This window comes from Photorhabdus antumapuensis (assembly GCF_020387775.1).
GTDB lineage: Bacteria > Pseudomonadota > Gammaproteobacteria > Enterobacterales > Enterobacteriaceae > Photorhabdus > Photorhabdus antumapuensis.
The window spans coordinates 109,906-122,310 of sequence record NZ_JAHZMK010000048.1; the positions used below are offsets into that span (position 1 = coordinate 109,906).

Annotated in this window: 9 protein-coding genes and 3 pseudogenes; 10 read left to right on the forward strand and 2 right to left on the reverse strand. The window is 35.3% G+C overall.

Features of this window, described 5'->3' with window-relative positions; translation table 11 throughout:
- Positions 1-462: 462 nt before the first annotated feature.
- The 3 genes from KZ793_RS17610 to KZ793_RS17620 all read left to right on the forward strand — a co-directional run bounded on the left by KZ793_RS17610 (position 463) and on the right by KZ793_RS17620 (position 2,909).
- Positions 463-795 carry an isocitrate lyase/phosphoenolpyruvate mutase family protein gene (locus tag KZ793_RS17610; RefSeq protein ID WP_255619421.1) on the forward strand — a complete coding sequence of 111 codons (333 nt, stop codon included), beginning with the start codon at positions 463-465 and terminating at the stop codon, positions 793-795.
- A 574-nt stretch (positions 796-1,369) separates the two neighbouring features.
- Positions 1,370-2,224, forward strand: coding sequence for a methyltransferase domain-containing protein (locus KZ793_RS17615; protein WP_225816513.1), 855 nt, complete (start codon positions 1,370-1,372; stop codon positions 2,222-2,224).
- Positions 2,214-2,909: a hypothetical protein gene (locus tag KZ793_RS17620; RefSeq protein ID WP_225816514.1), complete on the forward strand. Its 696-nt coding sequence runs from the start codon at positions 2,214-2,216 to the stop codon at positions 2,907-2,909. The genes KZ793_RS17615 and KZ793_RS17620 overlap by 11 nt, the downstream gene beginning before the upstream one ends.
- 54 nt (positions 2,910-2,963) lie before the next feature.
- On the opposite strand, the pseudogene KZ793_RS17625 reads toward KZ793_RS17620, so the two are convergent.
- A pseudogene (locus tag KZ793_RS17625) lies at positions 2,964-3,275 on the reverse strand (DDE-type integrase/transposase/recombinase); the annotation flags it as partial.
- Positions 3,276-3,429: 154 nt separating this feature from the next.
- Here KZ793_RS17625 and KZ793_RS17630 point away from each other — a divergent pair.
- From KZ793_RS17630 to KZ793_RS17650, 5 genes and pseudogenes are all read left to right on the forward strand, one after another.
- Positions 3,430-4,737 (forward strand): AMP-binding protein, encoded by a 1,308-nt coding sequence (locus KZ793_RS17630; protein WP_225816515.1) that lies wholly within the window; start codon positions 3,430-3,432, stop codon positions 4,735-4,737.
- Positions 4,738-5,547: 810 nt separating this feature from the next.
- Positions 5,548-5,850: pseudogene (locus KZ793_RS17635) on the forward strand (transposase); the annotation flags it as partial.
- 413 nt (positions 5,851-6,263) lie between these two features.
- Positions 6,264-6,851, forward strand: a complete 588-nt coding sequence (locus KZ793_RS17640) for a non-canonical purine NTP pyrophosphatase (RefSeq protein WP_225816516.1) — start codon at positions 6,264-6,266, stop codon at positions 6,849-6,851.
- 587 nt (positions 6,852-7,438) lie between these two features.
- Complete coding sequence (locus KZ793_RS17645) at positions 7,439-8,218, forward strand: phytanoyl-CoA dioxygenase family protein (RefSeq protein WP_225816517.1); 780 nt, start codon at positions 7,439-7,441, stop codon at positions 8,216-8,218.
- On the forward strand, positions 8,218-9,192 hold the full coding sequence (locus KZ793_RS17650; RefSeq protein WP_225816518.1) for a nucleotidyltransferase family protein: 975 nt from the start codon (positions 8,218-8,220) through the stop codon (positions 9,190-9,192). Before KZ793_RS17645 ends, KZ793_RS17650 begins: the two co-directional genes overlap by 1 nt.
- A 606-nt stretch (positions 9,193-9,798) precedes the next feature.
- Here KZ793_RS17650 and KZ793_RS17655 read toward each other — a convergent pair.
- A pseudogene (locus KZ793_RS17655) lies at positions 9,799-10,290 on the reverse strand (IS1 family transposase).
- A gap of 259 nt (positions 10,291-10,549) precedes the next feature.
- On the opposite strand from KZ793_RS17655, the gene KZ793_RS17660 reads away from it, so the two are divergent.
- Positions 10,550-11,614, forward strand: coding sequence for a hypothetical protein (locus KZ793_RS17660; protein WP_225816519.1), 1,065 nt, complete (start codon positions 10,550-10,552; stop codon positions 11,612-11,614).
- Positions 11,611-12,402 (forward strand): phytanoyl-CoA dioxygenase family protein, encoded by a 792-nt coding sequence (locus tag KZ793_RS17665; RefSeq protein WP_225816520.1) that lies wholly within the window; start codon positions 11,611-11,613, stop codon positions 12,400-12,402. Before KZ793_RS17660 ends, KZ793_RS17665 begins: the two co-directional genes overlap by 4 nt.
- The last annotated feature ends 3 nt before the right edge of the window (positions 12,403-12,405 follow it).

Here is a 12,405-nt window from a genome sequence, read left to right on the forward strand (position 1 = left end):
TCTAGCATAATTAATATTTGTGATAAAAGTCACGAAAAACAAACATATAATTAAGAGTGGTGTAAACAATAAACAATTATTATCAATCAGTTAGTGTGTGAATTGTATTTGATACCGCATTTTTAGGATCATGCTGATGAAAATACACGTCACTGGCGGCAATGGTTTTATTGGACAGAATGTGATAGAAAGTTTGCTAAATGGAGTTCCTAGCTGAAACCGTCCAAAATTCCGTCATCCTAAATTTATCACCGCTAGGGATTTTAGATGAGTAAACCAAAAATGGCCGTCTATTTTTCGATTGTGAGAGTTTGACTAGACACTCTATATTCCTGCTGTACATCGCAACTGGAGATAGTTATGGACTTCACTACACTACATCATCAAAACAACCCCTTACTCATTGCTAATGTCTAGGATGCTGACAGCGCGATTGTAGCACAGCAAGCTGGCTATCTTGCTCTGGGAACCTCAAGTGCGGCAATAGCAGCTATGCTAGGTTACGAGGACGGTGGATTAGTACCTTTTGATGAGCTGCTATTTATTGCCAGACGCATTAAGTCAGTCAGTGATTTACCTTTAAGTGTCGATATCGAGGCGGGATTTGGTGAAACAGCAAATGAGATCGCTGCTAATCTTAAATACATTGCACGTCTTGGGGTCGTTGGTATAAATCTGGAAGACAGCAAAGTTATTAACGGTGTCAGGTTGATTGAGGATGCAGTAACTTTTGCCAGCAAGATAAGAGAGCTTAGCAATATTATGATTGCGGAAAATCTCCAACCTATTCATTAATATTCGCACCGATATTCCCCGGGAATTAAATTAACTCGTTATCGGGCTCCTAACCTGATGAAACAACTAGATTTAGTGAGTTGTCAGCCACCTAAACATCGATCTCGGTACAATGACACAAGAACATATTGAAATCTCGAATTATTTAGCTCAATAATTCGCCACTATATCCCCGAATCAAGGATGGAGAGACGATGTAACTTACATATAGGCAAGACAACACTAGATGTATCTTACTGTAGTGATTGGCCTATTTTCCCAAAAGCCAGTTGGTTGGACGATGTTTTTGACTCCCGTCAGCAAATTGAGAGGTAAAGTGCTATTGATGACTTTTGAATCAAGAGGAAAGCCTAGCAAGTTGATGTTCTATAGCGATCAAGGTAGCCACTTATTTTGGCTGACCTAAAATAGATTTCATAATAATTCTTGATATAGGAGCGTCAATAGCCAAAATGGAGCGATTTTTTTAGAAGATTAAAAACAGAATGGGTGTTGGTTACAGAAGCTCAGTAGGAAATCATTGGTTATTATAGCTAACTCAGGCCACATCAATATAACGATGGTCTGATCCCCAATGAATCTGAACGGTTATATTGGAAAAACTCTACAACCATGGTCAATTTTTATTGACCACGACAAAAGTACGTTGGTTATTATGGGTCATAAGTTTATTAACTACAAAGAGCGAGCTTTATTTTACGATATAGAGTATAACAATAATTATGACGAAGAATTTATTGTACAATGCATCTCAAAATTGAATGTAAAGTCAATATGTGAAATTCCTTGTGCTACAGGAAGAAATATTACCCTTATTTCAAACTTATGTAGCGAATTACATTTAGTTGATATAGAAGAAGAAATGCTAAATCAAGCTAAGTGTAAAAAATGTAACCATACCGACACATATTTTTACATTTCAGATATGCAGAATGTTAAATTGGCTAACCGTGTGGATTTAATTTGGTTTCCTCAAGGTGCGCTTCAACTGTTGAAAACAAATGATGAGTTATTTGCAACATTTAGAAGTGCATACCATAACTTAAAAATAGGTGGAAGTTTAGTTATAGATATAGTTAATTTTTCATCTAATGATCTACCTTCATATGTATCAAATTTTAGTGATAATTATTTACTAAACTGGGAAAGAAAACTAGAGAACAAATTCATTAGTAGATATAGTAAGTCTAAATTTTTGGAAAAACGAAAAACAATTGAAATCTCATTCAAATACGAAGTGAAAGTTTACTCCTCATCAAATTTCTTCTATACAAAAATAAGTATGAAATGTATAGATTATCATGAATTATTTGAATTGTTAGAGGCTTCAGGATTTAAAATCGAATACAGTTTCGGTGATTACAAATTTGGACTATTTAACCCAAAATCACCGAACATAATATTGGTGGCCACGAGAAATGAAAATTGATTATAATGAAAGTTATTATAATAACTATTTTTACAATAATTATTATGAGAGGTTTATACCCGACTGTGGAGTCGAAGAGATTTTTGACCTATTAAAAAACATTGATAAACCGGTGAATTGGTTAGATCTTGGTTCTGGTGGAGTGTCTTTATTTTGGGCGTTAGCTATTGATAAAATAATTTCCTTGAGTATTTCTGATTTTTCCAATGTTAGTTTAGAACTACATAAAAAAAAGTTCAGTACTTTACCTATTCCAAGAGGTTACTCTCAGGCAGCTGATAGTTGTAAAATAATCAATGCAGATGAGCGTTATAGTAATGCTAAGAATGCGATTGAAAAATATCATGTAATAAATGCATTCTCTGAATGGGAAATAGAAAGTGAGAATTTTGATTTAATCACTTGTTTCGGAGTTTTTAGCCTTTCTGGCTCTTTAGGTTCATTTTTAAAATGTTTTCAATATGCAGAGAAGAATTTACGAAAGGGAGGTTCTATCATAGGAGCTAATTGGATCTTGTCAGAAAGCTACTCTGAAAAGATAAATATTAATAATAATTACTTGAATGATCTAAAGTTGTTCGATGCGTTGAACAACTTTGGCCTATACTTGTCCAACTCAGCTATTGTTGAGTTAAATGATAAGGATTATAAAAGTGTGTTGGTCTACGAACTTATTAAAGTTTAAGGTCTTTGGGGGAATATTTGTTTCATGAAAGCTCAAGGATAAATAATAAAATATTTATGATAAAGCACTCTCAACACAAAAGAAACGATTGATCAAAGTGGAGCTTTCCCGTACCCGAGTTGCCTATTCATCACAGCGTAACCAAAAATAAAATCGATCTTTATTGACCTACCGTAGTGATTTAAATCCTTGAAACATTGATCACACTCTATTTGACCATTTGAAACTATCGGTCGCCTCAACAAGCTTTTTGATTGGGGCATGAGCGGATTCTATCCTGTTATTGAGGTATTTAACCAGCTGTTGCTTAGCACCACTTCGGAGCTGTCCTTCTTTGAGCAAACGCGTGATGGCATAGTCGTATGAAATTTACAGTATATGAGAATCCCACGTCGATTGCCCGCAATCTTATTCATGGCTGGAAAAGCGTTCATAATATCACCCAACATGATGAAAATTGAGTTTTAAAGTTTTGAGAGTAAGTGATAAATAAATATTATTTAAACATGGAGCAATATCTGTGAAAATTATAACCGATGATGGTACTGAGTTAAACAAGTATCATTTAAATGAGAAAAGTAAGGCTCTAGCGTTATCTATTCTTACTGATTCAAAAATCTCTGCTTTATGTTGCTGGTCAACTGAAAAGATAGATTACATTATTTGTTATGAAGCCGCGAGACTGATGGGTATTCCTTTTATACCGTTATCAACATCTGTCGGATTCAATCAGGTAACGTTATTAATAAACACCCTACCATTCTCTGTTGCTGTTTATAAAGAGAAAGAAATTATCCAATTCAAAAACAGTAAATCGTTTGATGTTTCAGATTGGTTATCTGTGGCTAAACTATGTTTTTTTACCTCAGGTTCTTCAGGTGAGAAAAAATTGGTTTTTCTGTCTGATGAAAATATCAGTTCGGCAGTTGCAAGCATACAGGAAAGGTTAAAATATTCCGAATCTGACCGTGTAATAAATTTCTTGCCGATGGAGTTTGATTATGGTTTTTATCAATACTTGCTGGTTAAAAATTCCGGTGCGACACTTTTTCTCATTGATCAGGGATTATTGATTGCTACAGTAAGTTTAATTGATACTGTAAATGCTTCGATTTTACCTCTGGTACCGTCAATGGTTACGGCTATCATTTCTTTATTTGGAAGAAAGTTTAATGGCAAGTCAATAAAAAAAATAACCTCTACAGGAGAAGCCATTTCAAATGGATTAATTAACCAGATTAAAAGCATATTGGGTGATGCCGAATTTTATACAATGTATGGTCTTACCGAATGCAAAAGAGTGAGCATATTGTTGCCGGATGATGAGCCAGATAATAAGGATTCTGTTGGTCGAGCAATCTCTTGCTCAAAAATATTTATAAAAAATCCTGATGCACTAGGAGTAGGAGAGATTCTAGTTTCTGGCAAGAATGTTGCGCTTGGTACTCTCTCATTAAATCCGTCTAAAATTATAACCCGTCAAGACTTCAATGGAAAGCTGGCGACAGGAGATCTTGGCTACCTAGACAGCAATGGATTTCTATATGTATTAGGAAGAATAGACTCTCAAATAAAAATATTAGGTTTAAGAACAAGTACTATTGAAATTGAAAATGAGGCGTTATCTATCTCTGGCGTTATCACATGCAAAGTATCTGCGGATAAGGTTGGATGTTATCTGCAATGTATCACTGAAAAAAATATAACAGTAAAGTATATTCGTCAGTCATTGATGATGAGACTGGGTGAAATTGCTACAAAGCTAGTTATAACTGTATCAGAAAATTTAGAAATGACCTCTAACTACAAGTTAAAGAGAATTGATTAACTATGCTATGTAATTCAACAAGATTTGTTTATCGCCTTGGCGAAATAGAACAGTACTATTATGAATATATTTCCAACGCTGTAGATAAAGGGATATACCCGTTATCTTTCAAGCTGCCTCTTTGTTGGCTGCACTCACTCACCCCGGTCACATAGTTCTCTATGCTCCCGGGGATTCGCTCCCTTGCCGTCGCGATGCAACTCGAAATCTATTAGGTATAATTTATTTTAGCCTTGAGTCAATCACAGAACTTGAACGGCTTGATTATGTTGAAAGAAATAAAAAAATCCTTTAATTGGATCTTGTGGTTATATATTTCTGGCAAAAAGGAAAATTAAATATGATGACACCAAACTCACAGTTTGGTATCACTTACGCCGAGATTGAGAATTGCATTTCAAATTCCACATATCCTGTGTATGGAATTCACGTTTATAGTGGCACCAAGATAAATGAATTTGAATTTAGGATCTCAGTGAATGAAATAAATAATATTGTTCGGATAAAAATTAAAGTATATTAATTACGGTGGGGGATTAGAGTGGCCATTTATGAATTCCGGAGTTCCAGCTATCTCGTCCAGTAAATTAGACAATATACGCACTGATATTGAATCATGTTTTGAATTCGGAAGATATTTAGTCGCGCCTTGCGGCCAATTAGAAACGGAAGTCTTAGCTGAGTTAACATATTAAGTGCAATCGGCGGGGTATTAAAAGGAGTGAGTCAACAGTGATACATTTCACGATTCTCACACCTGAAATCATGGTCGATGATAGCGCTAGGTGACAGTAGGGAATTTAAAAATGTCGCCATTTTGCCAGTTATCTAGGGTTGGTGCCAAAAGAACACAGCAGCGGTGGAAAAGTCAAACAACTTGGTATCAGTAAACGAGGAGATGTTTACTTACGAAGCCTATTGATCCACCGCGCTCGTTCTGTCGTTTATCGGCTTAAAACGTTGCCTGATGAACGATGTAATGGGTTACAACGATGGCTAAAAGGTTTGATAGCTCGTAGTGGAATCAATAAGGCCGTGGTTGCGTTAGCGAATAAAAATGCCCGGATTGAGTGGGCGCTGATTCACCACCAAATGGTTTATAAACCCCGATAACAAGTGAATCATGTGGTTAAAGTGGAAGTTCATAATTTGATATACTGACAGGTAGCACCGACTTTCTGTGAACCTGGAAAAAACCATAGCTTACCAAGGCTGTTTGGGTGATGAGGGCAGAGAGTGCGGATTTTCACCAGGGTTCTTGGAAGCCGAATATATGTTTGCGACTACTTTTGTTAAAAAAATAGGTTACCTACTTGAATTGAGTTGGCATTCATATAAGCTTTTTAACACTTCGAGTTTACGGCAATTCATGTACCGCTCTTGAACTTTTAGGTGTGCTGTACCATTGTGAAAAGGGACGACTTGAAATTGTCAAAAAACTTACCGGAATGCGGGCGTTTATTGCGCTTCTGCGAGATTAAATAGTTTTCATGCTAAACGTAAAGTAGATGAATTGTGACTTGATTATGAACCTCTCTTTTTATACTTCCAACACAAAGAAATATACTTATGCTCAATCTGTTTTTTCCAGCTATGCTGACATAAACTTGGTTCATAAGAGCTTCGATTTTAAGGAATTACAAACTGAAGACACTCGGGAAAATCTACTATTTAAATTAAACCAAATCCCACACATCGATTCTTCCTATGTTTTTATTGAGGATAGCTCATTCCATATAGATGTTCTTAATGGTTTTCCCTCCCTGTATACTAAATACATTTTGTCTTCATTAGGCGTTCAGGGAATTATTAATCTGTTAGCAGGAAAAGATAACCGTGAGTGTTATTTCATCAATCATCTAGCGCTTAGAACGGAAAATAATGAGGTGGTCTTTTTTTCAGGCACTACACGGGGGCTATCGATTTCCCATACTCCGTTAGTGTGCAGTAAGAAAGAAGGCTGGTCTGACCTTTGGCAGATCTTAAAAGTAACAGATGGAGAGCAGTTCTACAACCAGTTAACTGAAGCGCATAAGCATCTTTTCAATCAACAGAATAATAATACTGATGCTTTTCAACTGCTCAGAAATCACCTCTATGAAATAGCGTTATGAAACAGCTGAATACTCAGCACCATATCATTGAAAACAGATTTTGCAGACGCAGGTCATCGCTCATCGTCACTGGAACTCGATAAATCATTCGTTATGTCATTGGTTATTATAGCCAACTCAGGTAGTATCAATATAATAGTGGTCCGACCCCCAACGAATCCGAATGGTTATATTAGAAAAACTCTACAACCGTGGCCAATTTTTATTGACTACTACAAATCCATATGTTTTCGGGTTCATAAATCGGCAAGATTGTAGATCTTTGCGCCAAAATTTTAGAAAAGACAGGCGTAATTGTTTGTGAAAATATTGATGCTAAAGAATTCATCAAAGCTAAAATAAAAACGCTATTTGACCAGATTCAAAGAACAACCACTAATTACAAAATATTAAAGCCCTCCATAAATAGCTATTTAGAATGCTAAGATTGAAAAAGAAAATATTCAAGAGTGGAACAAATATTGAAAGAGCAAAATACACTCTGTACGAAAATGACTTTAAAAAATCACGAGAAATGTTATTTAAAAGAATGAAACAAACTACACTAGATAAGTGGAGAGTAGCTCAAAACTGAGGAGGAATTCTCAATGATCGAATCAAATTTACCATCTTACAGGCAGAGTGATATCGTAATGGATATAGCTGAACAAACAGAGGCATTGGGGTACTGCCATGTAACTTCTGCGATAGAACCGAATATTATAGATAAACTTAAAGCTAAAATTAGAGAAATCGCCAAAGAAGACTATTACTATGGAAAAAAACATAAAGTAATGGTTCTTGATCCACAAGAAGAAATTATCCGTGCACTATGTAAGGAAAAAATTATAATAAATAACATAGCAAAATATTTGGGAGATACTTTTAGGGTATCCATGATAGAGGGCGCTTGCAGCGGTCAGGAAGAATACGAGGAAATCAATATTGCAGAAGGGTTTTCAAGTGATACTTTTTTAGGATGGCACCGAGACGGCGGTATTTTAAATGAACATTTCGACAACGTATTGAGAGAAAAAAAATTAAGCATAAAATGTGCTGTATGGCTGAGTGAAGTGAAAGATGGCGGAGGTAATCTATTGCTTCTTGAAGGAAGTCACCGTGATTTCCCCAAAAAAAATGAGGAATATAAATTAAAAAAAATCACGGCAAGTCCAGGAGACATCACTTTCTTTGACCGCCGTATTTTGCATACGCGAACCCCTAACTCTCTTTCAGAAGAAAGGTTGGTTATTTTCATCGAGTACTCTGTTAAATGGCTCAAACGGAAGCAAATAATGAACTTTAAAGTGACTGATGACGAGATTGATATTAGCTTGTTCAGCAACGAACAAAAAGGTTGGGAATTATATAAACAGGATGGCTATTAATGAATCAGAGTATTGGAAGACTATATTTTTCTCGGAGACTAATAAAATCTTACATTCATGACCATGATTTTGTGATTAAGAATGCAGAAAATATAGACCTACAACATGCCAATATTAATAAATTATTACCAATAGTTGAGTGGCATTTACGTCGTTTTTCAAGAACTAAAGAGTTAAATTCTAGGAATATCGAAATGATATTTCACTATAACAGGTATCAAGCATGTAAACAGCGTGTGGTTGAAGAGTATTTTCATGCTTTTGTAGTTGATAAATTAAAGAAAAAAGGTATACGTTGGGCGTTAAGAAAAGGGATGTCATACACGAAATATTACAAAGAAATATCACACCGAACCTATAATGATATTGATTTGTTAATCTCTGAATGTGATAAAATAAAGTTTGAAGATGCTATGTTAGAATCTGGTTTCGAATGCGGTATCTATAACAGTGAAAAAGGGAAAGTAATCAAACACAGCAGAGAAGATATTTTATATTATAAAATGAGCCCAGATCACCTTCCACACTACACTAAAATTTTAGAAGACGGAACAGATATACGACTTGATGCAGCATTTACACTTGCTTGGAATAATTATGATAATAAAGAAAGGTTGGCCGAAGTTTTAAACCTAGAACAGAAAAGAAACGGAGGAACACATATCATGACGGCGGGGGGCCACTATCTTGAATGTGCTTTCCATTTATATCGAGAGATGTTTAGTGGATCATCTAAAAAATCCAAAACTTTCAGAGCATCAGGATTGCTCGACCTGGCCCTAATACGAAAAAATATTGATTATCACTATTATGATAGCCTATTTCCAGAAGTTAATATAGTTTCTAGAATACTTGATGATTTTCTGGATATTGATATCCTAGATAAGCATCTGTTGGATAAAAATTATGGTGACGTTTTTAACAAAGTTAAAACAAAAACGATATGGTATTTTGCAAGCTATAATAACGTATGATAAAAAACATTATAAAGATTATTATAATGGGCGATACAGCCTCTGGCACCTCAAAGGAAAAGACGTTGAGGAGACATTCCAATTATTACGTGATAAAAGCCCACGCTATTGGATTAATTTAGGTGCAAGGGTATTGATCTATGCCACTATTAAGTTGTGGTAGGATATTGATATCATATATGTAATATGGAGAGACTTAAATTTTTCCTTGGACATATTATTAATCGTAAAATTCAGAAAGGTTACCACTAAGCGGTAATTTAAAATGGTATCGACGATTATCAGAAGATAATCGCCAATCATAAAGTATCATCCGTCATTCCACAGCTATATCTGTAATATACTGATTTTAAATCGTTTGTATAAAACTCATGCATTTGTGAATTCTTAATTAAAACAACAAATTACGAATGCGGTGCGGAATGTCGGATCATTATAATTATCGATGCTTTCCAACCTTGGGAAAATGGTGAAAAAGCTGATCTGATAACTGCATTTGGAGTGCTTAGCTTATGTGGAAATTACACGCGGTTTAATGACTGTTTCAGATACGCGCTGACAATCATTAATGAAAAATTGGTCACGCATTCAATCCGTTGATCTGCCTTAAATATAGTATTCTCTTTCGATAAAAGTACCGATAATTTTGTCATGCATCTCGGGGGATTTTGAGTAGCCGAGTGTTTTACGGTTCAAGCGTTTAATTCTGTTACGAAGTGTGAGATTTTCTCGTTCGATACGTTGAGTGAAACTTTTCCTGAAGAGGTGTTTATTTTTAGGTAACATATTGTAAGCTTTAAACTTATCTGTACACCAAAAAGCAATATTGAATCGTGATAATTTTTTTAAAACCCGCATGACAGCATTAATACTGATATGTAATGCACGGGCAGTATCACGAATACCTGAGTTGTTCATAGCAAGCTCAACGACTTATTCTTTGATTCCTGTTTGGCATGCTCGATAGGCGTATTCAAGTTGAAATGTTCGTTTGCAGGATAAACAACGATAGCGTTGATGCCCCGCATCGCCTTTATCGTGTTTTTTGACGAATTCCGTTTGTTGACAAAATCGACATTTTACTTCAACCGCCGCCATTTAATTTCTCCAAAAAAATGGCGGTTATATACAATAATCAACTGATTGAATACGTGACCGAAACATGAGAATTTGATTGGTGGCAACTAGCTGTTCGCCAGTGGATATTCCAGAAGAATAAATATGGATAATAGTTTTGTATCGCGTGAAAATCTTATTAAGATTGCGAAGTAAAATAATGCAGGGTTTATTGATTGAGATCGAACTCCGCGATAAAACTATTCAAACGTAATTATTTATAACTTAATAAGGAAGTAGAATGAAATTCCCTCGGGTAGGTGTTACACATCTTATTGAAAGAATAGAAGACTTATACTTAGATGAAATCTACAGCGCCGAAAGTATCACGTTAACAACATCTTCACAACCCAATAGTGCTCCTCATGTTGGAACATTACTTACTTTTTCATATGTTTTTAACATTGCAAATTATTTTAAAAAAAAGTATGCTAAGAAAATAAATATCATCATCGACTTATTAGATAATGCTCCAGGCCAAAGAAAGATGGTTAATGGCGTTGACTATCAGTATATGTTGAAGCAGAGTAATAATGGGTTGAATATATTTGAAGTTAATAGAGAGATCTATAATAACTGCCTAGAAATTTTATCATCATTTTCGGCTGTCGATTATAAAATTCGCGATTACAGTGATTTTTGTCTTAATTCGAATTTCTACTATGCTTTAAATGAAATGTTAGTCGAAAACATTTATTTCAATAAAATAACCAATCCGGGTGGAAGGTCTGTTCATATCAGAGCTCCTTGCCCGGAATGTGGGATAATTGAAAAAGACCCATCGTCCTCTCCTGTCGTGCTTAATGAAAATAAAGAAGTAAAGCTTAGTGCAATATGTCCTATACATGGCACGCATGAAACCATAGTTAAATCGAGTAAACCTGTTTTCTTAGATACCGGAACAGCGCCACGAGACATAGCTAAGCAGTATACGTTAGCAAAGAATAGTATAGACAACGGTACGCTCGAAATTATGATTGATGGTAGCGACTGGTCTGGAAACTGGTTTCATGATGTGATATTACCCGGATATTGCAAATTAGGTATTTCTACGAAGTACATACCCAAAAAGATTTATACTCCAGTGGTTATCACCAATAATGGTTTAAAGCTATCCAAATCTATATATATGAATAAAGGATATGGCAGCGATATACCACCATTTCTTCTAGACATAACCAAGCTGGACGATTTAGGCATGGAATCCTATCTCTGGACTTTGTATATACTAACCGCTCAGTGGGTTGAAATGCCGGAGAGATTATTTCATGCGCTTCCCATAAATGAAATAATGAGTAAACTATGAATCCATTTGAACACTATTCTCTATCAAAAATTGTTGAATGCTATAAAAGAGATGGTTTTTACATAATAAAAAAATGTGTAAATGGCACTGATCTGAAAATAATGTCGGATTATTTAACAAATAAATGGCAAGCTTATTACCAAAAGGAAGGTTATAAGAAACCACATACTAAACTCGAGCTTCATGGTGATACCTTACTTATTTCTCCAGCCTTCAGAAAGTTGGCACTCAACGATCACCTATTAAAGCTTGCTACCTTGTTGCAAGGTGATGATATTCAGATTAATTATTTTGGTGCCCAGATAAATCCAAAACAGAAACCCGAAAAAAATGGAATGTCCATTCATAGAGATGGCGGTGAATTGTATGAAAATTTAGGTTATCCGTTCCCAGATCTTGGCGTAAAGTTTGCACTGTGGCTAACAGACGGTATGGAGTTAAATCGTGGGAACTTTATAGTAATCCCTGGTACACAATATCGTGAAGTAGAAAGCAATAATGACGAAACGTACAGTTTGAAAATAGAAGCCGGCGACGTGATAATGTTTGATCCGAGAATGTTACATGGCAGAGGTCCTAATCATAGTGATATTATACGGCAAGTGATATTTATGGAATATGGTCCCAGGTGGTTAGAGCCGAAATGGAATAATAGCAACTTATTAACAATTAAAAATAATTTAAAACCAATTGAGTTTCAGTTATATTCATTATTTGATGATCCTTGGCGCTCTTTTGCACCACGCTGGATAGAAAGACCCCTTCGCCGTCATCTGAATAAGGATTGAATT

Coding starts and splice junctions, on each gene's coding strand:
- KZ793_RS17615 (WP_225816513.1), top strand. CDS start 1,370: ATGAATCTGAACGGTTATATTGGAAAAACTCTACAACCATGGTCAATT.
- KZ793_RS17620 (WP_225816514.1), top strand. CDS start 2,214: ATGAAAATTGATTATAATGAAAGTTATTATAATAACTATTTTTACAAT.
- KZ793_RS17640 (WP_225816516.1), top strand. CDS start 6,264: ATGAACCTCTCTTTTTATACTTCCAACACAAAGAAATATACTTATGCT.
- KZ793_RS17645 (WP_225816517.1), top strand. CDS start 7,439: ATGATCGAATCAAATTTACCATCTTACAGGCAGAGTGATATCGTAATG.
- KZ793_RS17650 (WP_225816518.1), top strand. CDS start 8,218: ATGAATCAGAGTATTGGAAGACTATATTTTTCTCGGAGACTAATAAAA.
- KZ793_RS17660 (WP_225816519.1), top strand. CDS start 10,550: ATGAAATTCCCTCGGGTAGGTGTTACACATCTTATTGAAAGAATAGAA.
- KZ793_RS17665 (WP_225816520.1), top strand. CDS start 11,611: ATGAATCCATTTGAACACTATTCTCTATCAAAAATTGTTGAATGCTAT.